We start from the raw sequence: 24,985 nt of genomic DNA on the forward strand, positions 1-24,985 counted from the left end.
ATCAGCCTGCGACTCGTGCATCAGAAAGTTCGATTTGAACCGCGCACAAGTTCCCAAGCTTGATCACGATCATTCACCGAACCTTATGTCAGTTATGGTAAATTTGGAGTTGATGCGGCCCTCCTTAGGCCGCATAAGCTTCCTTGCGAGGAGCCCGGCTTTCCTGCCGGAACACATCGACAATGCCGTCGAGCTTGGCCGCCTGTTCCTCGGTTTGTTCGATGGCGGCATTGGTCTCTTCCACCAGCGCCGCATTGTGCTGGGTGATTTCGTCCATCTGCCGGATCGCCATGGCGACCTCATCTAGCGCGCCCGATTGTTCGCTGCTGGCCTTGGCCATGGCCTCGATCAGCCCAAAGCTGTCCTCGGCCCCGCGCAAGATGTCCTCCAACTTGCGCGCCGCCTGCGCCACGAGTTGCGCCCCGGTCCGCACTTCCCCCGCGCTAGCTTCGATCAGCGCCTTGACGTCCGACGAGGCCTGCGCCGCGCTCTGCGCCAGGCGCCGCACTTCGACGGCGACCACGGCAAAGCCCTTGCCCGCATCCCCGGCCCGGGCCGCTTCCACCGAAGCATTGAGCGCAAGAAGATTGGTCTGGAAAGCGATGTCGTCGATCAGCCCGATAATATTGGAGATCTTGCCCGACGAGGCTTCGATCGCCGTCATCGCGCCGGTCGCTTCGCCCATAACGGTGCCGCCATTGGTCGCGTCCTGTGCCAAAACGCGGGCCTTTTCGCTCGCCGTTGCCGCGCGCCGCGCATTCTCGGCTACTGTCGTCGCCAATTGCTCGACCGCTGCCGAGGTCTCTTCAATAGTAGCCGCCTGCCGCGTCGTGCGCTGGGAAAGATCGTTGGCACCGGTCAGGATTTCAGCGGTCGCGGTTTTCAACGACCGCGAGGTGCTGCGCAGATTGCCGACAATGCCCTCGAGCTGGGTCAGCGATTGATTGAAGGCCTGCCGCAGCTCTTCATATTGCCCGGTAAAACTGGTCTCGATGCGCCCACCCAAATCCCCGTTCGCCATGCGTGCAAGGCTTTCAGTAAGAAGCTTGATGATCCCCTCGGCGCGCTTGCGCTCAGTGATGTCGGTCGCAAACTTGATGACCTTTACCACCTTGCCGGCGGCGTCGAAGATCGGATTGTAGCTGGCCTGGATCCAGATTTCCTTGCCGCCTTTGCCGAAGCGCTGAAACTCGGCCGAGACATATTCCCCGGCGCCAAGCCGCTGCCAGAAATTACGATAGTCCGAAGTCGAGACGAATTTGGGGTCGCAGAACATCGAATGGTGCCGGCCCTTGATGTCCTCGAGCCGATAGCCGACCGTCGACAAGAAATTCTCATTGGCCTCGATGATGGTGCCGTCGAGATTAAAGGCGATCACGGCCTGTACGCGCGAGATCGCCGCGATCTGTGCCTCGTGATCAGCCGCCAACCGCATCTGTTCGGTCACGTCGGTCGCGAACTTGATCACCTTGACGGGCTTCCCCGACCGGTCGAACACCGGATTGTAGCTCGCCTGGATCCAGATCTCGCGCCCACCCTTGGCAAGCCGGCGATAGGCTGCCGACTGATAGGTGCCGCTGCGCAGCGCGGCCCAAAAGGCCTTGTAGTCAGCGCTCGCCGCAAAAGCGGGATCGCAGAACATCGAGTGGTGCTTGCCCGCGATTTCCTCGAGCTGGTAACCCATCGCGCTGAGGAAATTGTCGTTGGCCGTGATGATCGTGCCATCAAGCGTGAATTCGATGATTGCCTGGCTGCGGGACAAAGCCGCACTTTTCGCTTCCAGGTCTCGGATAGAAGCACTCTGACCAAAACCCAGAGTTCTCATGATTAGCCCCATTGTCCGGGGTGACAGCCGCTTTGTCCCCCTGAGGCAAAATTGCGCCCGCCTGGTTAAAAAATCCTTTCATACCAATGGAATGGTTTTCCGGATGCAGTGCTCCGCCGAGCAATGAAAACATTCCTCGCAGAAACACGTGGAAAAATCTGAAAACGACAATAAAACCTCTGTAGAATTACGGAGATTGATTTGTCAGTGTAGAACAATATTCGCTTTTTGCGCGCACAGCGGCGCGACAACGAAGCCCAACAAGTGGCCGTTCTGAAAATGGTGCGGAGGTGATGCTGGGACGCATGCTCCACCGGAGGTCATAGCGGCCGTTGGAGGAATACCCTGTTCGATCAGGGAAATCGCTGCCAGCCGTCCAAATCTGCGTCCAAGCACAGGATGCCGCATCACGGTTAATCCGGCGTAAACAGCTATGACACTGTCATCAATAGAAAAACGGCGCCCCGGAGGACGCCGTCTGCATGGAACTACTAACCGGGATCAGAACTCGTCCCAATCCGTCGAGATCGCTGCATTGCCCTGTGTGCGGAACGCTGGCGCAGGGGCACGCATCGGCGCCGGACGCGCAGCGGCCAGGCTCCGAGCCGCCGGCCTGCCATCGATCTTGAAGATATCAACGATCCGGTCGAGCTCCGTCGCCTGCGCTTCGGTTTGTTCGATCGCGGCATTAGTTTCCTCGACCAGCGCCGCATTGTGCTGGGTCATTTCATCCATCTGCCTGACCGCGGCGGTGATCTCTTCGATCGCGCCCGCCTGATCGCGGCTTTCGCGCGCAATGGCTTCGAGAGAGCTCGTATTCTCACGGATAGCGCCCAGCACCGACGTCAGCTTGCTCGCGGCCTCTTCGACCAGTTTCGATCCCGTCGCAACCTCGCTGCCGCTCTGTTCGATCAAGACCTTCACTTCCGACGATGCCTGCGCCGCGCTTTGCGCCAGGCGCCGCACTTCGACGGCCACCACGGCAAAACCCTTGCCGGCATCGCCTGCCCGCGCCGCTTCCACCGAGGCATTGAGCGCGAGGAGATTGGTCTGGAACGCGATATCGTCGATCATGCCGATGATATTGGAAATCTTCGACGAGGATTGAGTAATCCGCTCCATCGCCTGCGTCGCGTCCTGCATCGCCGCGCCGCCATCCTCCGCCGTGCGCGTCACCTGCGCTGCGTTGGCGCTGGCGTCCTTGGCCCGCGCTGCATTTTCCATCACGGTCGTCGCCAATTGCTCCATAGCGGCCGAGGTTTCTTCGATCGTCGCCGCCTGGCGCGTCGTGCGCTCGGAGAGATCATTGGCGCCGGAGAGAATTTCGCCGGTTGCGGTCTTGAGCGTCCCCGATGTGCTGCGCAATTGCCCCACGACATCGCTCAAGCGGTCGGCCACGGCATTGACGTCGGTCTTGAGCCGCGCGAAAGCGCCTTCGAAATCGCCCTCCATGCGCTGCGTCAGGTCGGTATTGGCGAGTGCCGCCAGCACCGTCCCGGTCTCGCCCACGCCCCGATCGACCGTATCGACAAGGCCATTGACCGACCGCGCCAGCGAATTGAGTTCGTCATCCGGGAATTCGGCATGCACGCGCCGCGAAAAGTCGCCTGAGATGGCGGCATCGACCACATCGCCAAAGGCGCGTTGCAGTTCCGTCATCATCTGTTGGCGCTCGGCCTGATCGGCAATGATGCGCGCGGCTTCCGCCTCGGTCATCTGGCTCACGCGCAGCCCATTTTCCCGGAACACTTCCACCGCCCGCGCCATGGCGCCGATTTCGTTGCGCCGCGCCAGATAGGGCACAACAGTCTCGAACTGCCCGTCGGCGATGGCCTCCATGGTTTCTGCAAGGCGCGGCACGGGCTTGGTCAATTGCCGCGCAACGAGAATGGTCAGCGACCCCATGACCACAAGCAAAATGCCGCCCATCATCAGCATACCCGGCACGGCGTCCTGCGCTGCCGCACCCGCCGCCGTCAGATCCGCGCCGACCCAGAACGCGCCCAAAAGCGTGTTGTCGAGCTTGAGCACAGGATAGAACCCACCCCAATAAGTCGTCCCCAAAATCTCGACCGAGCCCTCATAGGGCTGGGACTGCGCCAGCGCTGCCGCCGCAGCACTATTTGGATCAAGCGCAAATTCAACTGCCCGCTCGTCACCCTCGCCCGGAAAGCTCGTGGTCTTGGCCATGAACTGCCCATTGGCCGGGTCGAGCGCAAAGATTGCGGCCTGACCGCCAGTGACGCGGGTCACCGAGTCTATGGTGCTGTTGTCGTAAAAGCGCGGGATCGAATAGGTCTGGAACGCGCCGATGCTATTATCGTCAGTCCAGGTGATGATCGAGCTTGCCAGCCGCTTTTCGAGAATCGTCGCGGCAGTCTTGAGGTCGGTGCGCTGCTGCATCTGCGCCTGGGTCACTGCCTGACTCTCCAGCCCCAGATAATTGCTCACGGAAAAAGCCGTGATCGTGATCAAGATACTGGTCAGCACCAGGCCCGCGATCGCGGTGGTGAGCTTGATGCTGCCGAATATTGAAAATGCCTTCATGAATCCCCCCAAGGCACCCAAGCGGGCGCCACCTCAAATTTCCTCGGGCGCAATCCTAGGAAATTACGGGTTAATGCGGGGTTTCTTGTATGGTAGCGGAGAGACAAAAGGGGCGATATCGCCCCTTTTTATTTCACATCAGGCCTTTAGAACTCGCTCCAGTCATCCGCCTTCACCGCGGCATTGCCGTGGCTGAGATAGCTCTTGGCCACCGACTTGAGCTTTTGCTGCAGGCCGCGCACGCCGTCTGCCGGCGCTTCGACCCGCGCGGGAGCCGCAGACCGTCCACCGCTCGTATTGAAAATATCGACAATACCATCGAGCTTGGTGGCCTGGGCTTCCGTTTGCTCGATCGCTGCGTTCATCTCCTCGACGAGAGCCGCATTGTGCTGGGTCATCTCGTCCATCTGCCGGACGGCCGTATTGACCTCCTCGATGGACGAAGCTTGCTCGCGGCTTTCCCGCGCAATGCCGGTCATCAGCGTGTTGGACGAGCGCGCCGCTTCGAGCATGGCATGGAGCTTGGCCGCGGCATCGTCGACGAGCCGCGTCCCGCCTTTGACTTCGCTGGCGCTCTGCTCGATCAGCTGCTTGACGTCAGCCGAGGCGCTTGCCGCACTTTGCGCGAGGCGCCGCACTTCGACGGCAACCACCGCAAAGCCCTTGCCCGCCTCGCCCGCCCGCGCTGCCTCGACCGAAGCATTGAGCGCGAGAAGGTTGGTCTGGAAGGCGATATCGTCGATCATGCCGATGATATTCGAGATCTTCGAGGACGACTGCGTGATCCGCGCCATGGCTTCGGTTGCTTCGGCCATCACCTGGCCGCCCACTTCCGCCGAGCGCGTCACATCGGCCGCGACAGCGCTGGCTTCCTGTGCGCGCTGCGCATTCTGCAGCACTGTCGACGCCAATTGCTCCATCGTCGCCGAGGTTTCCTCGATCGTCGCCGCCTGCTTGGTGGTACGTTCCGAAAGGTCGTTGGCACCGGAAAGGATTTCGCCCGTCGCGGTCTTGAGCGTGGTCGAGGTCTCGCGCAATTCGCCGACCACATCGGTCAGGCGATCGGCAACCGCATTGACGTCCGACTTGAGGCGCGCAAAGGCACCCTGATAGTCGCCCTCCATCCGGCGGCTAAGATCGGTATTGGCGAGCGCCGAAAGGACGACGCCGGTTTCGCCGACACCGCGATCGACAGTCCCGACGAGACCATTGACTGAGCGCGCCAAGGCATTGAGTTCCTCATCGGGGAATTCCGCATCCACCCGGCGCGAAAAATCGCCGGCGATGGCCGCATCCACTACCGCGCCGAACGAGCGCTGCAGATCCTGCATCATCGTCGCGCGTTCCGCCTGTCCGCGAATGATCGAAGCGGCCTCGGCTTCCGTCATTTCTGCGATCCGGACGCCATTCTGGCGGAACACTTCGACCGCCCGCGCCATGGCGCCGATTTCGTCGTGACGCTTGCCGCCTTCGACGCTGACCGAAAGATCCCCCTCGGCGAGACTTTCCATCGTATCGGTCAGGCGCGAAATCGGCCGGCTGATCGAGCGGGCAAAAAAGAAGCCCCCAACCGCCGCGATCGCAAGCAGCAAACCGCCGACAAGGAGTGTCATGTTGCGCATATCGACCACGGCCGCATAGGCTTCAGCCTCCGGCTGCACCGCAGTCACTGCCCAGGTCACCCCGGAAACCGTCACAGGCGCCGCGCGCACGACCATGGTCGCGCCGCGATAATCCGTGCTCGTGCCTTCCCCGGTTGCGCCAGAGAATGCGCCCGCCACCACATCGGAGGTTAGCGTCGTCGTCAGCACATCGGGCTCATTGGTGCGCGGCGATTCGCTGCGCAACAAACCGTCCTGCCCCACAAGCACCACTTCGCCGGTCTGCCCAAGACCCGAAAGGCTCGAAATCCGCGCACTCAGCGTCGCCGGCGAAATGGACAGCACCATCACGCCGGTCGCCTCGTCCTTTTCATAGACGGGCATGGCCATAAAGCTCTGCGGCGTACCGGTCGGACCATATTGAGTGTAGTCGACAAAGGCCGCCGACCCCTCCGGCAAATCCTTTGCCGCCGCAAAGACCTGGCCGAGACCTGACGATGCCAGCGCCGGATCGTTCACGACGTTGCCGGCAAAATCAGTGTTCTTGGCGACCGAATAAACGACGTCACCCACTGGGCTGATCAGCAAGACGTCGGAATAAGCACGCTCGACCTTGAGCGTGCGAAAACCGGGGTGGAAGCGCTTGTGCGGCGCGTCATAGGTCGCGCCCTTGCCATTGGCGCTATCGAGCGCGGCGCGGTCCTCCTGGTTGGGATTGTCCGTGATATAGGCGGCCTGAAGCTGCAGCGCGGCCCGTTCCTTGAGCCCCATGCGCAATTCATCGAGCGCGCGCGTCAGGTTCTTGGTCGCGGTCACCGTGTCCGAGCGCTGCACGAAAAGCTGCAGATCGACCTGCGCGCTCGAGAAATATTCGCTGACTTGGCTCGCGGCCGTCGAGAGCGCAGCCTCCATCGACTGGTCGCGCTGCTCGCGCACCGTTCCGAGCCCGATATTGTAGCTGGCAAGCCCGACGCCTGCGCTTACCAAAAGGGCCGAACCCACCAGAGCCAATGGCAACTTCTGCGCGATTCGCAGGTGTGGCAAGAATTTCACGATTTCCCCCCGATCCCGAATGGTCCCAACCATTCGGCCAGCCGTTCTCCGGACAGCGCTGCTGCGCCGCCCGGGCCGGACCAAATTAGATGGCTGCAATCGTTACATATCTAGGTTTAACCACTTATTACGCTTGGGCTTATCGCAGGTTTATGCCGCCAAAATGCAAGACGCCCGCAGAGGGCTCTGCGGGCGTCTCGATCAAATCTATTGGCAGAACTGACTTAGGTCAGCGCGCCGATCACCGCTTCGATACGTTTCTTCATGGTCGAAACGTCGAACGGCTTGATGATGTAGTTGTTCACCCCCGCCGAAATGGCTTCCTTGACCTGCTCGGCGTCCGAACGGCCCGTTGCCATGATGAACGGCATGGCCTGGGTCTTTGGATGCTTGCGGATCACCTTAAGCAGGGTAAGCCCATCGATATCGTCCATGTTCCAGTCGGAAATGATCAGATCGATATTGGTGGTTTCGAGCTTGCCAAGGGCATCACGGCCGGATTTGGCCTCGGTGATTTCCTTGAAGCCGAGCTGATTGAGAATGTATTTGCAGATACCACGCATGGACTGCTGGTCATCAACGATCAAAACGCTGACAGCACTTGCTTTGGGCATGGACCTTCTAACCTCTTATGCGCCGGGCATGGTGTCCCGGTATTTCTCAGCATCCTAGGCAACAAGCGTTACAATTCTCTCAACCCGAGGGTTAAGCTTGTCGCGCTTACGCTGCCGAACGCAGGCGAACCAGCGCATTGGCCAGCTTTGCGGCAATTTGTTCGACCGCAGCCTGCTCGACCACCGCGCCTTCCTCGAAAGCAACGCGCGGCATGCCGTAGACCAGGGCCGAAGACTGGCTCTGACCCACCGTATAGGCGCCGGCATCGCGCATCAGCTTGAGGCCACGCGCGCCGTCCCTGCCCATGCCGGTCAGGATCGCGCCGACCGCCATCGAACCGACGGATTTGGCGACCGATTCGAACAGCACATCGACACTTGGCCGGTGCCCGCTCGTCAGCTCATCCTGGCTGAGGCGGCACTTGAGCTGGCCCGAACTGCGCTCGACGCGCAGATGATAATCGCCCTTGGCCACATAGGCATGGCCACGTTCGAGCACCATGCGATCCTCGGCTTCCACAACCTTGATGGCGCAGAGTTCGTCGAGGCGCGCCGCAAACCGGCCGGTAAAGCCCGGCGGCATGTGCTGGGCGATAACGATCGGCGGGCAATCCTTGGGAATATTGGTCAGAACGGCGCGGATGGCTTCGACGCCACCGGTCGATGCGCCGATCGCGATCAGCGCGCCATCGGGCGCTGCTGCAGTCTTGACCCCGACATTGGGCATTTCGCCGCGCGCAGCGACGCCGCGCACATTGGTCTTGGCCGCGTCGCGGATCTTATCGCGAAGGCCGGCGCCAAAAGCTTCGAGGCCTCCAGACAGATCGGTATTGGGCTTGGCGACGAAATCGACCGCGCCAAGTTCAAGCGCCAGCAGCGTTTCGCTCGCGCCCTTCTTGGTCAGCGTCGAGACCATGACGACGGGCATGGGCCGCAGCCGCATGATCTTTTCGAGGAAAGCCAGCCCGTTCATATTGGGCATTTCGATATCGAGCGTCAGCACATCGGGGTTGAGCTGCTTGATCTTTTCGCGCGCTTCGATGGGGTCCGTCGCCGTCCCGACCACCTGGATGTCGCCCTCACGCATCAGCATGCGTGTCAGGACTTCGCGGATGAGGGCCGAGTCGTCGACGACCAGAACCTTGATTGTCATGCTGCTTCTCGCTTCGCCTGCGCGCGGGACTGGTAGATGGTCTTGCCGACGAGACGGAACCCTTCGCCGCCAGACCCGAGATTTTCCGAGTGCCCGATGTAAAGGAAGGCATCGGGCGCCAGGAGTTTGCCGAACCGGCCGAACACCATGCCCTGGGTCGGCTTGTCGAAATAGATTGCCACATTGCGGCAGAAGATTGCGTCGAACGGGCCCTTCATCGGCCATTCGGTGATGAGGTTCAGCTGCTTGAACGAGACCAGTTCGCGCACCGCCTGCGGCACTTCCACCGTGCCGTCATTGCGGCGCTGGAACGGCCGCGAGCGCTCGGCGCTAAGCCCGGACAATTCGTTGTCGGGATAGATCCCGCGTGCCGCCTTGGCGATCACGGCGGTGTCGATGTCGGTGGCGAGGATCTTGAAATCCCAGCGCTTCAATTCGGGGAAAGCGCCAAGCAAATCCATGCCGATCGTATAGGGCTCCTGCCCCGTCGAGCAGCCGGCCGACCAAATGCGCAGTTTTTGGCCGCGTGGCTTGCGGCTCATCAGCGCCTGGACATGGGTCCGCAGGTGTTCGAAATGATGATCTTCGCGATAAAAGCGCGTGAGATTGGTCGTGAGAGCATTGACGAAATCCTGCCCCTCAACGCCCGACGCACCCTTTTCGAGATGGTCGACATAAGCGTCGAAACTATTGAGCCCGAGAGCGCGCACGATCTTTGAGAGGCGGGAAACGACGAGGGTCCGCTTGGCATCGCTCAGCGAAATGCCGGCGACCTTATAGACGCGATCCTTGATCCGCGAAAACTCGCGCTCGCTGAGGGAAATCTCTCCCTGATCCATGAAACATTCCCCGACTCGACGCGCTCGAAACAACCAAGGTGCCCAGGCTGCCGACGCGGATCATCCTGCTGGTCCCGCGCTTGGCGAGCAGAACCGATATTGGGGGTGTCATTCCTTAGATTGGGTAAATTCGCCTCGTGCCAGACGCCAATATTTGTCGATTGTGAACAAGGACAAAGAAAGCGTGTCAAATGCCGGCTGGCCCAAAAGCCAGCTAAGCAAAACGGGCTTAGAACAATTCGATATCGTCGACGGGCGGCGCCACGACGACGCGGCGTTTCGCGAGCGCGATTTCTTCGCGCGCAACATTGGCACCGACATCGCTGTCGAGCCGCTTGACGAAGGCGCGCCCCGAATGGGGCTTGAACAGCACGCGACGGGCAAAATTACCGCCCAGATCCTCGCTCGAAGCCATATAGCCTTCGTCCGAAAGAAACTGCCGGACGAACTCGATGTTCTTGGCCCCGACATCGTCGAGCGCGGAATTGATCTTGCCCCCGCCAAAGACCTTGATCTCGAGATTGCCCTTCTTGCCCGAGCCGACCGAGAGCACCTTGTTGATCAGCTGCTCCATGGCAAAGGCGCCATAGCGGGCCGAGGCGCCATAGCGATCCTTGGCCGAGCCGGATTGTTCGGCGAGGAGAAAGTGGTTCATGCCCCCGACATTGGCGACGCGATCCCGCACGCAGGCGGAAATGCACGAGCCGAGCACGGTCGAAAAGGTGACGTCCTGAGCGGAGGAGACGTGGCAATCGCCCTGGTGGACCGTCGTTACAACGCCTCTGTCGAATTCGGGAGGCAGGGAACTGTTCTGGCCCATAGTCGAAGGTCTACCCGTGTCGTCTAATTGGTCGGACAATAGCGATAAGTCGTTAGCCAATTGCTAACCACGCTAAGCGCGCAACCCTTCTATGACTTGCGTCGGCAAGAACCGGTTTAGAAATACCGAGTTAGGTTGAACGTATCTATCGCGGGGTAAGTGTATGTCGCTGCAGAAATTGGCACGAGAGCTGGACGAAACGGCGCGTCAGTCGACCTCGCTGCTCGAAGGCATCACCGCGGCCCTCGAAGTGCTCTCCGATACGCCCCTGAGCCGTGACTCGTCCGTGCGCCAGGCCATGCAGATGATCATCACGGCGCTCCAGGGCCAAGACCGCATCGAACAGCGCTGCCGCAACATGGCGCTCGCCACCCGCCAGTTCTCGCTCCTCCCCCCAACCGCCCCCGAAAGCGTCTACGACGAAATCTGGCAGAGCCTCACCCTCGACGAACTCCGCGTCCCGTCGCTGTCAGGCATAGCGGCCAACCAAAACCACGGCGACATCGAGCTGTTCTAGGCGGAGACGAAGGGGCGACGGCTTCCGACCCCATTGCGGCCTTTGGCTGTTGAAGAGGATCTCCCTGGAAACGGACCTTCCACGTGACGCCGAGCGTTCGCCGCTCTAGTCTTTTCTCGTCTGAAACAGGTTAGGTGCGGGAAGGTTGGCCCGGCCCCCGTCCAAACGGGTCCTTCCGTTACTCTGGTAACGGCCCAAGACTATCAAATCGCTTGCATCCTGCAGGCGCCGATAGAAAGGGTATGGACATGAAACCTCGAATTTCCGTTCTCACGCTGGGTGTTGCCGACCTCGAACAATCGCTTGCTTTCTATCGAGATGGGCTCGGTCTGCCGACTGAAGGTATTGTGGGCCGCGAGTTCGACCATGGTGCCGTTGCCTTTTTCGAATTGTCGGGCGGATTAAAACTCGCGATCTGGGCTCAGGACGATATCGCTTACGACACTGGTCTGCCCAACATCCGGTATCTTCGACCGCCGTCACTATCGGGCAGAATGTTCTGCACTGAGCAGAAGTCGACAACACGCTTGAGGCGGCGCAGCAAGCGGGTGCTGAGATTATCAAGCCGCCTCAGGACACGTTTTATGGCGGCTACGCTGGGTACTTCCGCGATCCGAACGGTCATCTGTGGGAGATAGTCTGGAATCCACAGATGCTCCCCGCAGAAGACTGATAAGCGCCACTAGGTCATGGGCTCCTGAATGCCCATGACCACCTTGACCCAATGCCGTGCGGAACGCCAGTCTCGTGCTTGCTGGAAGGTGCGGCCCGCATTCGACCCCGTTTCCCGCCATTACGACGCTGAAAGCGTTCCCTTAAGCAGACAAGGACATGCCGGTGGAATACGGTCTTGAGTGCTTGCACGCGCAAAGCGATGAAAAAACATCGAGCGCTGCCTTTCAGCGAGCCTTGCCACACTCGATAAGAGCGTGCGCCTTGACGTTAGCCGCATTGATCGGAGGATGAACTTCGGTGGCGGTCGTCCGTATTTTGCCTGCATCGACTATATTTGCAACCTGGCGGGGTTATGTCGACCAGGCGCTACTGTTCATAGTGGCAAAACGTGGCGGCTCATTGGTCCTTTCTAACAGAATCTCGGTCGAAACGATGTGCCGCTTCTTCAGCAACGATAGGCCGCTAGGGCGAAGCTTAAGATTTGCACCGCTCAACAGAATTCCGGGTTTTGTCGTCTCAACCAAGGTGTCGCACAACACGGTCCAAGACCTGCTCCAGACACCCTTTGAAGAAGTGATCCGTATGGGGAAAAACCGTGACCGGATGATGGTCGCGGGCGCCCCAATCGAGCAAGGAGCTTAGTGATGCCATTGCGTCTTCCTGTCCATGCAGAAGCAATGTGCGAGCAGGAATGTCTAACGCCGGATAAGTTCGCCCTCCAGGCACCAGTCCTATTGGTAACCCCATCAGCACGATCTTCTGAGCAGGATCGGTTTTCTCAAGGAGACAGGCAAGACGTGCATACACGTGGGCCCCAAAAGAAAAACCCACCAACGCCAAAGGCAAGCCTGGGTGTTGCTGGCGCATGTGCTGTGCGACGGCTAGACCGTCTTCGGCCTCACCTTCCCCATCCGAATATTCTCCGTCTGTTTCATCGACCCCTCTAAAGCTAGGTCTAACGGCAATCCATCCTACCCTACTCAGCCGCCGTGCTACGTTGTGGGGCACCGGATGCCGAGGCGAGCCGCCTAGAAGCGGTTGAGGGTGGCTAACTAGGGCTACACCTTTCGGCATGCTTGCGGGGTAACTCATTGTCAGTTGGATCTTGCCAACGGGACCCTTGATAAAGAGGCGTTCAGATCCTGCCAGCATATTCTTTCATCAACATCTAACGCGCCCGGATTGGATCAATAATGTAGAACGACCGAGTGGCTGCCATGTCCGGTTCATAATGGCAAGAACCGGAAGCTGCCAGTTCGGAAACCACTCCAACTCCGACATAACCCCAAAAACAAAAAGGGCACCTCCCGGCGCCCCTTCCAAATCCAAAATCCCAAAAAACTAGCCGTCGAGCTTGGCGCCGGTGACCACGGCGTGGAGGTCGATCAGGCCGACCATGCGGCTTTCGTGGGTGACGATGCCGTTGAGCAGTTCGGTGTCGATCGCATTGCCTTCCGGCACATTGTGGATCTCTTCGCGGTTGACCGTGAGAATGTCGCTGACGGCGTCGACGAGGATGCCGACCCATTTGTCACCCACGCTCATCACCACGACGACATGGTTCTTGGTGGGCGAGGTCTGACCATCGCCGAAGCGGGCGCGGAGGTCGAAGATCGGCACGATGGTGCCGCGCAGATTGATCACGCCGCGCACGAATTCGCGGGTGTTCGGCAGCGGGGTCGCACCGTTCCAGGCGCGGATTTCGCGCACCGTGGTGATTTCCACCCCATAGGTCTGCTCGCCTATTGAAAAGGCGATGAGCTGCAGCGTGTTGGCGCCGACGACGCCCGACTTGTCGCCATTCTCTTCGCGGAGGCTAAGCGCTTCCATTCTCTTGGCCTTTCTGCCGCCCCGAAAGGTCGGCTACTCACTCAAGGCGGCTCGTGGCCGCTTTTTACTAGTTTGGCTCGGCCCAACAGGGCCGGGTCACTTGGCCCAACTAGGCCGCGTTCTGATGGATCATGGTCGTGCGCAGACCCTGTACGTCGACGATCAGCGCAACATTGCCGTCGCCGAGGATCGTGCCGCCGGCAATGCCTTCGACCTGCTCGAAGTTTTCTTCGAGCGACTTGATGACGACCTGCTGCTGGCCGATGATGTCGTCGACCACAAGAGCCACCTTCTGGCTGCCTTCGCTTTCGCAGAGGACGACGAAGCGTTCGTCGGCCGCCTTGGTCGAGTGCATGTTGAAGCGCTGGGCCACGTCGATGACCTGCACATATTCCCCACGCACCTGCAGCACCTGGCCACCGGACGGCACGCGTTCAAAGGTTGCGCCCGAACACTGCATGGTCTCGACGATCGAGGAGAGCGGCACGACGTAGGGCGACTCGCCGACCTTGACGAGCATGACGTCGAGCACGGCCAGCGTCAGCGGCAGGCGGAGCGTGACGCGCGAGCCCTTGCCGGTCCAGGAGCGGACGTGGACGGAGCCACCGATCTTCTTGATGTTGGAGAGCACCACGTCCATGCCGACGCCGCGGCCGGAAATGTCGCTGACTGCTTCTGCCGTCGAGAAACCCGGGGCAAAGATCAATTGGTCGATCTGCTCGTCTGTCGGAGTGATGTCTGGCGCAACGAGACCCTTGTCGCGGGCAAGCTGCAACACGCGTTCGCGGTTGATGCCGTTGCCGTCGTCCTCGACGATAATGAGGATATTGCCGCCGGCCTGCTCAGCCGAAAGACGGATGGTGCCGATTTCGGACTTGCCGCGCGACTTGCGCTTTTCCGGATCCTCGATGCCGTGGTCGGCAGAGTTGCGGATCATGTGGGTCAGCGGATCGGACAATTGCTCGATGACGGTCTTGTCGATTTCGGTGTTTTCACCGATCGTTTCGAGCTTGATCTTCTTGCCGGTCTTGGTCGCGAGTTCACGCACCAGACGCGGCATGCGGCTGAACACGGATTTGACCGGCTGCGCGCGGATGGCCATGACCGAGTCCTGCAGCCCGCGGGTGGTCTGGGCGAGAACTTCGAGGCCGCGCACCAGTTCGGTGTAGCGGGCGCGCAGGTTCTCATCCATCTGCTGGGTGAGCATCGATTGGGTGATCACGAGTTCGGAGACCATGTTCACCACGCGGTCGACCTTATCGAGATCGACGCGGATCGACTGGACGCCAACGCTGCGATTGCCGCCTTCTTCGCCGCCTTCGGCGGAAGCAGGTTTTGGCGCTGCAGGCTTTGGTGTCGGCGCCGCAACAATCTTCGGCGGTGCAGCAGCAACGATTTCGCTCGCGAGATCGGCAAAGCTGAGACCGGCTTCTTCTTCGACAACCGGGGCAGTAGCGGGCTTCGCCGGCGCGTCGACGACTTCGTCTTCCGTCAGCGCCAGCAAGTTTTCTGCCTTTGCCGGAGCGACAGGCGCGGCTGCAACCGGCTTGGGCGCAGCAGCGGGCTTTGCGGCTGGTGCCGCAGCCTGGCCAAGCGGCACGACCTCGATGCGGCAATCGCCATCGACGAATTCAAAGACTTCGCGGATCGCAGCTTCCGTCAGATCCGGCGCAAACAGCGAGATCTCCCAGGAGCAATAGACCCCGAACGGCTCGAAATCGCTCAGCGGCGGCACTTCAGAAAGGATCGCCTTGACGTTGATCTCGCCGAGCGCACCGAGCTCGCGGAACAGCAGCAGCGGATCATTGGCGCGTGAATAGAGCTGGCGGAACGGCGTGAAGCGCACTTCCCAATGACCCGGCTCGGCCGGCATAGGGGGGGCGTCAAACGTATCGGCCTCGGATTCAGCCACAGCCTCGACGACTACTTCAGGCTCGGATTCGACGGCGAGTTCGACGCGCACCGGAGTGAATTCGATATCGAATTCCTCGATGATCTCGCCGCTCCACTCGTCCTCGTCACCGCGCTGGCCGCGGGCGATGGCGTCGAAGCGCTGCTTTTCCTCGGCGCCATAATCGGCTGCGAGTTCTTCGCCGGTCTGGGCGGCGTTGATGAAATCGGCAACGATGTCATTGGCGCGGATGCAGAGCGTAACCACATCGTCGGTCATCTCGACGCGACCGTCGCGCACATAATCGAGCAGGGTTTCATAGGCATGGGCAAAGCCCACAAGGCCGGAGAACCCGAAAGCGCCGGCGCCACCCTTGATGGAGTGAATAGCGCGGAACACGGCATTGAGCCGATCCGCATCCCGCTCCCCGCTCTCGATGGCGGCAAACTGCTCTTCAAGCTCGTTCATGAGCTCGGAACATTCGTCGAAATAGGTGGCCTTAAAGTCGTCGAGGTCGCTCATGGCGGCGTACCAGCCTTCGGGAGGTAGTGTGTTAGTGGACCACGCGGTTGATGACGCTGATCAGCTTGTCGGGGTCGAAAGGCTTGACGATCCAGCCGGTGCCGCCCGCGGCCTTGCCCTGATCGCGCTTGTCCTGGCTGGTTTCGGTAGTGAGGATCAGGATCGGCAGGCTCTGGTACTGGCCAGAAGCGCGCACATTCTTGATGAACTCGATGCCGTCCATGACGGGCATGTTGATGTCGGTGATCACCACATCGACATTGTGGCTCATCAAGACGTCGAGCCCCTGCTTGCCGTCTTCGGCCTGCAGCACCTCGAAGCCGGCATTGCTCAGCGTGTGGTGCAGCATGGCGAGGATGGTTCTCGAATCATCCACGGTCAGTACGCGCAAGGTCATGGCTTCATCATCCCGGAAAACTGTGTGCCGAGGCCAAGCCGTTCGATGGCGGCCAACATGGCAGCACTTGGCGCTTCAACAGCGAATTCATTGTGATTCCGGCGGGCGGTCTCGGCTGCGCTGATCAGCATCAGCAGACCATTGGTGGCGACGCGCTGCACGGAGCTGGCGACGACGGTTACCGGGCCATCTTCAACGGCATCGATCAGCTTGTCGCGAATAGCGTCCAATGCATCGAGGTCGATGACCTCTGGCAAGGTGACCGCGCTTGCTTCCTGTTGTGCCATTCTTGGCTTGCCCCCGGATTTCTCTCCAGCGCCATAATCGACTGGAACGGTTTAAGAAGTGCTAATCAGGGAAACACCTGACGCGACGCTGCGCTTGATGCGGCAGGCGACTGCCTGTAACCAGACCCCGACCAACCGGACGCTCCACGCCATGACCAGCAAAATCGCCCTGACCGGGCTCGCCCGTGATCTCGCCGCCCGCGCCGAAGCCGGCAAGCCGATCCGCGTCGGCGTCATCGGCTCTGGCGAAATGGGCACCGATCTCGTCACCCAGATGAGCCTGATGAAGGGCGTCGAAATGGCGGCGATCGCCACGCGCCGACCGCACACGGCACTTGCCGCCATGACCATCGCCTATGGCGACGAGAGCCATGGCAAGGTTGTCGATACGCCAAGCGCCGCAACCGCTGCGATCGAGCAGGGCAAGATCGCCATCACCTCGGCTGAAACCCTTGTCACCACGCCAAATATCGACGTCGTCATCGACGCGACCGGCAAGCCTGGCGTCGCCGCCGATTTCGATCTCACGGCCATGGAACATGGCAAGCATCTGGTGATGATGAATGTCGAGGCCGACGTCACCATCGGGCCTTATCTCAAGGCCCAGGCCGACCGCCTAGGCGTCGTCTACTCCGTCGGCGCGGGCGACGAACCCTCTTCCTGCATGGAGCTGATCGAGTTCGTTTCCGTTCTCGGCCTCGACATCGTCGCTGCCGGCAAGGGCAAGAACAATCCGCTCAAGCATGATGCCGTCCCCGACGATTATCGCGAGGAAGCCACCCGCCGGAACATGAACCCGCGCATGCTGGTCGAATTCGTCGATGGCTCGAAAACCGCCGTCGAAATGACCGCCATCGCCAATGCCACGGGCCTAATGCCCGATATTCCGGGCATGCACGGCCCCAAGGCCGATCGCGACGACATGGCCAAGGTGCTGATTCCCAAGGCCGATGGCGGCATTCTCAATTCCTCGGGTGTCGTCGATTTCACCATCGGCAAGGGCGTCGCCCCCGGCGTCTTCGTCATCGTCAAGGCTGAGCATCCGCGCATCATCGAACGCATGGACGATCTCCATATCGGCCACGGGCCCTATTACGCCTTCTTCCGCCCCTATCACCTGACGAGCCTTGAAGTGCCGCTGACCTGCGCGCGGATCATGCTCACCGGCAAGCCCGACATGGTGCCGCTGCCGCGCCCCGTCGCCGAAGTCTGCGCCGTCGCCAAGCGCGATCTTCTCCCGGGCGAACCGCTCGATGCGATCGGCGAGACCTGCTACCGCTCTTATGCCATGACCGCGGCCGACGCCCGCGCCAAGGGCGCCCTCCCCGTCGGTCTTTTGGAAGGCGGCAAGGTCACGGCGCCTATCCTGAAGGGCGACCTCCTCACCACCGCCAATAGCCAGCCCGACACATCCACGCGCCTCTTCGCCCTGCGTCAAGCACAGGACAAACTCCTCGGCCTCATCTGAAAACAAAAACTGCCCCAATCTCGCCCTGCTTCTCCCGGCATGTGCCGGGGGGATTTTTGAAGCGGGGCAACAATATGCAGCGATTCCTGGCTAGCGTGATCGCGACCACCCTTCTCGCATCCGCCCCGATCCACGCCCAGGAAGCGCTTGCGCCTCTCAAAGATTGCCGCGCCCTCCTCAAAGCCGCTCGCGGGGAAATCGACCGCACAACACAAACCGAAATCGAAGACCTGGAGGACGGCTGCCGCTTCACCCATGTCGGCTTGCCCTTCGACTCCTATGTCAGCATCGACATCGATGAAATGATCATCCGGACCCCAGACCTCCTCGCTGTCTGGCCCACCGGCGAGGTCTTTGAATCGGCTGACCTGATTCTCAACGGGTTTGCACTGTTGCCCGGCCAGAACTTCAATCTGCAGCTTGTCTATGACACCGATCCCGATGCGATGACGGCCAATCTCGAGCGCCTCCATCTCGATGCTGGCGCTCTGGGGCAATTCACGCTCGCTGCAAAACTTTCTCAGTTCGACAATACCGATCTCGAGGCTTCGCCCCTGGAGAACGAAAAAGGTCTGCTGCACGAATTCGAACTGTCCCTCGTCGATACCGGCCTTTCTGCGGTCCTCTTGCCCAGCCTGATGCTCATCATCGGCTCGCCCACGGCAGAAGACACAACCGCCATCGCCACCACGATCCGTTCCTGGCCCGAAAGCCGCATTTCCAAGAAGAGCGCGGAATCCCTCGTCCGCTTCCTGACGGCCCTGCCCAATCTATCGGGAAACTGGACCTTGCAGTTCGAAAGCGAGGAGGGCCTTGCCATCAATACGCTTGTGGCAGGCAGCTTCGATGCCTTCGCCGATGCCATTCCCTACGATGCCAAAATAGAAGCCACTGCTGCCAAGCGCTAACCTGACACTGCTGGAGCCGATATGCGTATTCTCCTCCTGCCTGCCCTTGTGATCCTTGCCGCCTCCCCAGTTCTGGCCCAGGAGACATTTCCCGAGCCTCAGGGCATCTGCGTCGACCTCGCCAAGTCCCTTGGCTTCGTTGACGCGACCAAGGATTCAACGTTCGAGGATGTGCCCGACGGCTGTCACGCCACCAATTTCTTCGTCAATTTTGGTCCCTATACCCGCTACAGCGTCGCCGACATCGTGATCCGATCGCCCGACCTCTTTTCGGGCAAATTCGATTTCGACGTCGAACCCGAAGATTTCGAACTGCCCGCGGCAGTGGAAATCACCTTGACCGGCTTTACCTTCGCTCCCGAAACCGGCAGCGCGCTCAACGACTACATCATCGAAATCCAGTCAGAGCCGATGGACATTCATTTCGACTATAGTTGGGACAAGTCCACTGGCACGTTCAACCTGAACGATCTCAGCGTCCGCGGCTTCAACGACAGCCTGATCGCCCTAGCCGCGAAAGCCTCGGGCTTTGATAAAACGCCCACCGATTTCGATCGGGTCGATGATCTACCGGGGGCTATTGAAGACCTCACCTTTACCCTTCAGGACGCCCGCTTCTTCAGCGTCATGACTAGTCCAGGTGTCATTGCCTCGCTGCCGTCGGATGGCGATCCGCGTGCCATCGTGGCCAGTTATCAACAGGCCGCCGTCGCCGTTGTGACAGGCCTGCCCGACAGCACCATCTCTGATGATTCCAAAGCGGCCCTTACGACACTGATCAACAGCTTTCCACGCTTGCGCGGCGATTATCGGTTTCACCTTGAGGCCAACCCGGCTGTCCCATTCCATAAGCTGCTCCTTGATGACCTCAGCGACGGCCTGAAACTCCTCTCAAGCTTCAAGCTCGACGTCACCCACCAGCCGACCGACTAAAACCCCAAACAAAAACCCCGCCTCATCGGCGGGGTCTTTTCTCTTAAGCCTTGATGGCGATCTTGCCCTTGCGGCCCGGTTCGCCGCTCGCCTTGGCGGCTTCCGCCACCTGGTCGATCGTATAGGCCGCCTCGATATCGAGGACCAATTTGCCCTCGGCCGCGTCCTTGATCAGTTCGCCGAGCAGAACGCCAACCCGCTCAGGCTTCACTGGCGGCTTCGCGCCCCAAAAGCCCTTGACCGTGATATTGCGGAACAGCAATTCGCCGGCCGAGATCTTGAGCGGCGTATTGGTCATCGCGCCAAAACTGACAAGCTGCGCACCATCGGCCAGAATGCTCGAAAGTTCATTGGCGCCGTCGCCACCAAGCGATTCAATGCCGCGCACGATCCGTGCACCACCGGTAATCGCCCGGACCTTGTCGCGCCAATCGGCGCCTTCGGTCGCGACGACGGTCGTAAAGCCGGTCTTGGCCAGTTCATCGACCGCCGCAGCGCGACGCACGAGACCCAAAACCTTGACGCCCTTTTCCGCGCCATACTGGGCGAGCAGTTTGCCCACAGCGCCATTGGCGGCGTTGATGGCGATCCAGTCGCCGTCCTTCACCTCGAGCGTATCGAGCAGCATCTTGGTCGAAAGCGGCATGGCCACGAGCTGGCACGCAGTCTCGTCGCTGACGCTATCGGGCACCGGCACGAGCCGCGCGGCATTGGCGGTATAAAATTCGGCCCAGGTCTGTTCAGCCCCGCCCGCCACGCGCTGACCCACCTTCAAATTGGTCACGCCCGCACCCAGCGCCTCGACGATCCCGACCGCTTCGGTGCCCGGCACGGCCGGCAGCGGCGGCTTGAAACCATATTGGCCCGCAATGGTCATGAGGTCGTGGTTATGGATGGGCGAAAGCACCATTTTCACCAGAACCTGCCCCTCACCCGGCTGCGGTCGGTCCGCCTCTTCAAACTTGAGAACGGTTTCGGGAGTGCCAAATTGGGAATAGACCGCACGCTTCATCGCGAGTTCCTTTCAGTTAAGTGGTTCACATAGGCTAATTGCCGTTAACGTCAACCAGTGCGCCTATTCGTCGTGCGCATGGCTCGTCTGTGCCGAAAGGGCAAGGCCCGCAAATTTCTCGCGGGCCGTTACAACTACTTGGTCTTGGTCTTTGTCGGCGCCGGCGTGCTGGCGCCTGATTCAAGCGCATCCATATAGGCGCGCCATTCTTCATAAGCCTTTTCCTGGTCCGGCAGCGGATCGCGCGACCCACCCTGGGCCACGAGTTCGCTCAACACCTGCTCGACTCCCGGACCCTTTTCTTCGCAGGTCTCAGGCTTATCGAGCGCATCGAAAGCCGGCTTATAGAAATAACTGTCATAGTCGTCGGTGCTGAGCTTGAGCTGCCCATAAGCCAGAATATCGGCCGAATCCGTTAGGAGTGACCACTCGGCATCGGTGATCTCAAAGCCCGCGCAATTGCTCGACACCACATTGGCCAGCACCACTTCGGTCAGAAATTCTTCCGCCCGATGATCGGTATAGGACGAAAGATCGGGCAGCTTGACATAGACCTTGCCATCCGCCGCTGCCTGCTGCACCCCAGCCGCCACCAACAGACTGGCGATGATCATTTTTTTCAGCATTACAAAAGTCCTCCATGCTCGGGCCACAGGTGTCGCGACCCAAAGTGGAGAAAAGACGGCAAAACGCTAACGAGGTTGTCCGCCGACAAACTGTACGGCGCGCGCGCCGTTCTCGATCCCATGCGCGAGACAGACCGAGAGGTCGCGCCCCGCCATGAGTTCGGCGATAAACCCGGCCGCAAAGGCATCGCCGGCGCCCGTCGAGTCCACCACATCGACCGTCGGCGCCGGCAGGCTCATAACCATGCCCCCGGCCCCACCCTGCGCCGCGCCATCCCGCCCGCGCTTGATGACGACCCGCTCGAACTGCGCCCCGAGCCGCTCCATCTGCAGCACCAGATCTTCCGTCCCGGTCAGCATGGCCGCCTCGTCGCCATTGGCAAAGATCCAGTCCGCCTTGCCGACCCAGTCGAGAAAAAACGCCGGCCCAACCTCACCCAGAAACCCGATCGAAGCCGGATCGATAGCGACTGCCGTCCCCCGCCGCCGCGCCCGGGAAAGCAGCGACTGCACCGCCGCCCGCGGCCCCGGCGCAAAAAAGCTATACCCCGAAACCAGCACCAGCCCGGTATTGTCGAGCAAACTATCCGGCAGATCCTCGGCCGAAAGATTGAGATTGGCCCCGCGATCAGTGAGAAAACTGCGCTCCCCGCTCGGATCGACCAGCGTCACCAGCATGCCCGAATGCAGTTTCTCGTCGCCCGACAGGCACGGCGTCACCCCGCGCAGCCGAAACCGGCCCTCGTGACTCGCCTTATCGACCATGCCGACCCGCGCCGCAAAGGCCACTTCGACCCCCGCAGCCCCAAGCCACACCGCCTGATTGGCCCCTGACCCGCCCGGCCGCGTCTCGATCGCCGCGCGCCGGTCCGAGCCGATCACCACCGGCCCCTCGGGCCGCACGATGACGTCGGTCATCACATCGCCGACGACGAGAACGCGTTTGCTCATGCGCGGCGAACGGGCGCTTTGCCGGCCTGCACCTTGGCCAGCGCCACGGCGATCTCGCCGGCCACCCGCGCATTGTTCTTGACGAGCGCAATGTTGGAAACGAGCGACTTGCCTTCGGTCAGTTCGAAAATCCGCTGCAACAGGAACGGCGTCGTCGCCTTGCCCTTGATCCCTTTGGCATCGGCATCCGCCAGCGCCTGCGCGATAAAGCCTTCGATGGCGCTCGCCTCCCAGGCGTTTTCCGCCGGGATCGGATTGGCAATCAGCACGCCGCCCATGTCGAGATCGGCCTGGATCGCCAGCATCTTGGCGACGCCTTCCGCATCGTCGAAGCGGTGATCGACGCCAAACCCACTCTCGCGCGCCCAGAAGGCCGGGAAATGATCGGTGCCAAAGCCCAACACCGGCACGCCATTGGTTTCGAGCACTTCGAGCGTCTTGGCGATATCGAGGATCGACTTGGCGCCCGCGCAAACCACCGCCACCGGTGTCCGCCCCAGCTCTTCAAGGTCAGCCGAAATATCAAAGCTGTCCTCGGCCCCGCGATGGACGCCACCGATACCGCCGGTCGCAAAAACCTTGATTCCGGCCAGCGCCGCGATCTGCATCGTCGTCGCAACGGTCGTGCCTGCCATTACGCCATTGGCGAGCAGCGCCGCCACGTCGCGCCGGCTGGCCTTTGCCGCCTTGTGGCCTTCCTGCGCCAGGCGCTCGAGGTCTTCGCCCGAAACGCCAACACAAAGCCGCCCATCCATGATGGTGATGGTCGCCGGCGTCGCGCCGGTTGACCGCACCACATCTTCCACTTCCTTGGCCATGGCAAGGTTCTGCGGATAGGGCATGCCATGGGTGATGATGGTGGATTCAAGCGCCACGACCGCCTTGCCGGCGGCAAGCGCGGCCTTCACGTCTGCCGAAATCGAGAGATAGGCCTTGCCGGTCATCGGTGCCCCCTAAAAAAAGGTTGAGGCAGGTGCTGTCCCTGCCGGTTTGGATCGAGCTTTTGCGCTTGCCGCTTTTTGCGGTCAAGCGGCAAGAAAAACTTCTGTTGGTGCGTCTTGTCGCCCTAGGAAAATGGCTTTAGTTTGCCCCTTATCCGAGCGGGAAAGGGCACTTCGCTGACCAGGTCATTTGTTGACGGCGCGCGCCTTGCGCCTCGATATTCGCCCCTTAATGGGCCGATCGCAGCGACACTCCCGGGCGCCCTTGGGCGCCCTCTCCTAACGCATCCCGATTTGCCGTACGTTTCCGCCGCGAGCACTCCAAGATGAGCCCTCGGGCTTGAACGCGGTTTTCCCCGCGACGCCTGCCGCTTGCGGCGCAACACCGCCCTGCCCTGGGCCAATGCCTTTAATCGAATTTCCATCAGGAGCTTTGAGGTTATGAACAAGACGCTCGCCCTCGCCTTTGGCGCCCTTCTGGCCGCAAGCCCTGCCCTCGCGCAGGAAGAGCCGGTCCTCAACGTCTATAATTGGTCCGATTATATCGCCGAAGATACCATCGCCAATTTCGAGGCGCAGACTGGCATCAAGGTCAATTACGACGTCTACGACAATAACGAGATCGTCGATGCCAAGCTTCTCGCCGGCAATTCCGGCTATGACATCGTCGTCCCCTCGGGCAATTTCCTTGAACGCCAGATCAAGGCCGGCCTGATCCTGCCGCTCGACAAGGCCCAGCTCACCAATATCGGCAATCTCGATCCCGCCGCCATGGAAGCAGCCGCAGCGCTCGATCCCGACAATGCCCATGGCATTCCCTATATGCAGAACACCATCGGCCTCGGTTACAACAAGGCCAAGGTCGCCGAAGCCCTCGGGACCGATGCAGCACCGACGAGCTGGGACATTCTTTTTGATCCAGCCACCGTCAGCAAGCTCGCCTCCTGCGGCGTTGCCGTGATGGATAGCCCCTCCGAAGTCATCGGCGCCGCGCTTCACTATCTCGGCCTCGATCCCAACTCGGAAAGCGAAGAAGACCTCGCCAAGGCCGAGGAGCTCCTCAACTCCATCAAGCCCTCGATCCGCTATTTCCATTCCTCGCAATACATCGACGATCTGGGCAATGGCGAAATCTGCCTCGCCATGGGCTATTCCGGCGACATGTTCATCGCCGCGGACGCTGCCGCCGAAGGCACCGAGATTGCCTACCTCATCCCCGAGGAAGGCGCGCCTACCCTTTATGACTTCCTCGCCATCCCGGCTGATGCGCCCCATCCGGGCAATGCCATGAAGTTCATCAATTATATCCTCGAGCCCAAGGTCGTTGCCGACATCACCAACACGGTGTTTTACGCCAACCCAAACCCGGCCTCGCTTGAATTCGTGAACGAAGACGTCAAGTCCAATCCCTCGATCTACCCCTCGGCCGAAACCCTCGCCAAGGGCTTCACCATGAAGGCCCATTCGCCTGAATTCGAAGAGGTCTTGACCCGAACCTGGACCCGCATCAAAACGGGCCAGTAATTTTAAGTTGGGGCGATCCATCCGGGTCGCCCCTTCACTCTTTTTCGTAGA

The 24,985-nt window shown here is 60.6% G+C and carries 20 protein-coding genes and 2 pseudogenes; 6 read left to right on the forward strand and 16 right to left on the reverse strand.

The features are described 5' to 3' along the window. Window positions 1-124: 124 nt before the first annotated feature. From DevBK_RS12570 to DevBK_RS12600, 7 genes are all read right to left on the reverse strand, one after another. Window positions 125-1,825: a methyl-accepting chemotaxis protein gene (locus DevBK_RS12570; protein WP_317185707.1), complete on the reverse strand. Its 1,701-nt coding sequence runs from the start codon at window positions 1,823-1,825 to the stop codon at window positions 125-127. 501 nt (window positions 1,826-2,326) lie between these two features. Next, window positions 2,327-4,372 carry a methyl-accepting chemotaxis protein gene (locus DevBK_RS12575; protein ID WP_317185708.1) on the reverse strand — a complete coding sequence of 682 codons (2,046 nt, stop codon included), beginning with the start codon at window positions 4,370-4,372 and terminating at the stop codon, window positions 2,327-2,329. 146 nt (window positions 4,373-4,518) lie between these two features. Continuing rightward, window positions 4,519-7,026: a methyl-accepting chemotaxis protein gene (locus DevBK_RS12580; protein ID WP_317185709.1), complete on the reverse strand. Its 2,508-nt coding sequence runs from the start codon at window positions 7,024-7,026 to the stop codon at window positions 4,519-4,521. A 224-nt stretch (window positions 7,027-7,250) separates the two neighbouring features. Then, the gene (locus DevBK_RS12585) at window positions 7,251-7,640 is read right to left on the reverse strand and encodes a response regulator (RefSeq protein WP_061908239.1); all 390 of its coding nucleotides are present in this window, start codon (window positions 7,638-7,640) and stop codon (window positions 7,251-7,253) included. 106 nt (window positions 7,641-7,746) lie between these two features. Beyond that, window positions 7,747-8,793 (reverse strand): chemotaxis response regulator protein-glutamate methylesterase, encoded by a 1,047-nt coding sequence (locus tag DevBK_RS12590; protein WP_062629443.1) that lies wholly within the window; start codon window positions 8,791-8,793, stop codon window positions 7,747-7,749. Continuing rightward, a complete protein-coding gene (locus DevBK_RS12595; RefSeq protein WP_317185710.1) occupies window positions 8,790-9,632 on the reverse strand; it encodes a protein-glutamate O-methyltransferase CheR in 843 nt (280 codons plus the stop codon). The genes DevBK_RS12590 and DevBK_RS12595 overlap by 4 nt, the downstream gene beginning before the upstream one ends. Before the next feature lie 229 nt (window positions 9,633-9,861). Then, on the reverse strand, window positions 9,862-10,452 hold the full coding sequence (locus DevBK_RS12600; protein WP_061908242.1) for a chemotaxis protein CheD: 591 nt from the start codon (window positions 10,450-10,452) through the stop codon (window positions 9,862-9,864). Between the two features lie 163 nt (window positions 10,453-10,615). Here DevBK_RS12600 and DevBK_RS12605 point away from each other — a divergent pair, with 163 nt between their 5' ends. Both DevBK_RS12605 and DevBK_RS21005 read left to right on the forward strand, forming a co-directional pair. Beyond that, the gene (locus DevBK_RS12605) at window positions 10,616-10,969 is read left to right on the forward strand and encodes a hypothetical protein (RefSeq protein WP_061908243.1); all 354 of its coding nucleotides are present in this window, start codon (window positions 10,616-10,618) and stop codon (window positions 10,967-10,969) included. 248 nt (window positions 10,970-11,217) lie between these two features. Continuing rightward, window positions 11,218-11,642, forward strand: a pseudogene (locus DevBK_RS21005) (VOC family protein). Between the two features lie 226 nt (window positions 11,643-11,868). Here the strand turns inward: DevBK_RS21005 and DevBK_RS21010 are convergent. The 5 genes and pseudogenes from DevBK_RS21010 to DevBK_RS12630 all read right to left on the reverse strand — a co-directional run. Next, window positions 11,869-11,985, reverse strand: a pseudogene (locus DevBK_RS21010) (zinc-binding alcohol dehydrogenase family protein); the annotation flags it as partial. Window positions 11,986-12,985: 1,000 nt separating this feature from the next. Continuing rightward, window positions 12,986-13,474 carry a chemotaxis protein CheW gene (locus tag DevBK_RS12615; RefSeq protein ID WP_061908246.1) on the reverse strand — a complete coding sequence of 163 codons (489 nt, stop codon included), beginning with the start codon at window positions 13,472-13,474 and terminating at the stop codon, window positions 12,986-12,988. Window positions 13,475-13,583: 109 nt separating this feature from the next. Next, window positions 13,584-15,887, reverse strand: coding sequence for a chemotaxis protein CheA (locus DevBK_RS12620; RefSeq protein ID WP_061908247.1), 2,304 nt, complete (start codon window positions 15,885-15,887; stop codon window positions 13,584-13,586). Window positions 15,888-15,918: 31 nt separating this feature from the next. Next, window positions 15,919-16,284, reverse strand: a complete 366-nt coding sequence (locus DevBK_RS12625; protein ID WP_061908248.1) for a response regulator — start codon at window positions 16,282-16,284, stop codon at window positions 15,919-15,921. Further along, complete coding sequence (locus DevBK_RS12630; RefSeq protein ID WP_061908249.1) at window positions 16,281-16,571, reverse strand: STAS domain-containing protein; 291 nt, start codon at window positions 16,569-16,571, stop codon at window positions 16,281-16,283. Before DevBK_RS12630 ends, DevBK_RS12625 begins: the two co-directional genes overlap by 4 nt. Window positions 16,572-16,722: 151 nt before the next feature. Between DevBK_RS12630 and DevBK_RS12635 the strand changes: the two genes are divergently transcribed. From DevBK_RS12635 to DevBK_RS12645, 3 genes are all read left to right on the forward strand, one after another. Next, on the forward strand, window positions 16,723-18,039 hold the full coding sequence (locus DevBK_RS12635) for an NAD(P)H-dependent oxidoreductase (protein WP_317186107.1): 1,317 nt from the start codon (window positions 16,723-16,725) through the stop codon (window positions 18,037-18,039). Between the two features lie 74 nt (window positions 18,040-18,113). Continuing rightward, window positions 18,114-18,947, forward strand: coding sequence for a hypothetical protein (locus DevBK_RS12640; protein ID WP_317185711.1), 834 nt, complete (start codon window positions 18,114-18,116; stop codon window positions 18,945-18,947). 21 nt (window positions 18,948-18,968) lie between these two features. Further along, a complete protein-coding gene (locus tag DevBK_RS12645; protein WP_317185712.1) occupies window positions 18,969-19,880 on the forward strand; it encodes a hypothetical protein in 912 nt (303 codons plus the stop codon). 43 nt (window positions 19,881-19,923) lie between these two features. On the opposite strand, the gene DevBK_RS12650 is transcribed toward DevBK_RS12645, so the two are convergent. The 4 genes from DevBK_RS12650 to DevBK_RS12665 all read right to left on the reverse strand — a co-directional run bounded on the left by DevBK_RS12650 (window position 19,924) and on the right by DevBK_RS12665 (window position 23,413). Further along, window positions 19,924-20,892, reverse strand: a complete 969-nt coding sequence (locus tag DevBK_RS12650; protein WP_317185713.1) for a zinc-binding dehydrogenase — start codon at window positions 20,890-20,892, stop codon at window positions 19,924-19,926. Window positions 20,893-21,026: 134 nt separating this feature from the next. Then, window positions 21,027-21,518 (reverse strand): hypothetical protein, encoded by a 492-nt coding sequence (locus DevBK_RS12655; protein ID WP_317185714.1) that lies wholly within the window; start codon window positions 21,516-21,518, stop codon window positions 21,027-21,029. A gap of 66 nt (window positions 21,519-21,584) precedes the next feature. Further along, complete coding sequence (locus DevBK_RS12660) at window positions 21,585-22,469, reverse strand: carbohydrate kinase family protein (protein ID WP_317185715.1); 885 nt, start codon at window positions 22,467-22,469, stop codon at window positions 21,585-21,587. Next, the gene (locus DevBK_RS12665) at window positions 22,466-23,413 is read right to left on the reverse strand and encodes a pseudouridine-5'-phosphate glycosidase (protein ID WP_317185716.1); all 948 of its coding nucleotides are present in this window, start codon (window positions 23,411-23,413) and stop codon (window positions 22,466-22,468) included. The genes DevBK_RS12660 and DevBK_RS12665 overlap by 4 nt, the downstream gene beginning before the upstream one ends. A 414-nt stretch (window positions 23,414-23,827) precedes the next feature. Between DevBK_RS12665 and DevBK_RS12670 the strand changes: the two genes are divergently transcribed. After that, window positions 23,828-24,934 (forward strand): polyamine ABC transporter substrate-binding protein, encoded by a 1,107-nt coding sequence (locus tag DevBK_RS12670; protein ID WP_200913650.1) that lies wholly within the window; start codon window positions 23,828-23,830, stop codon window positions 24,932-24,934. The last annotated feature ends 51 nt before the right edge of the window (window positions 24,935-24,985 follow it).

Origin of the sequence: Devosia sp. BK (genome assembly GCF_032907385.1) — a bacterium.
Classification (GTDB): domain Bacteria; phylum Pseudomonadota; class Alphaproteobacteria; order Rhizobiales; family Devosiaceae; genus Devosia.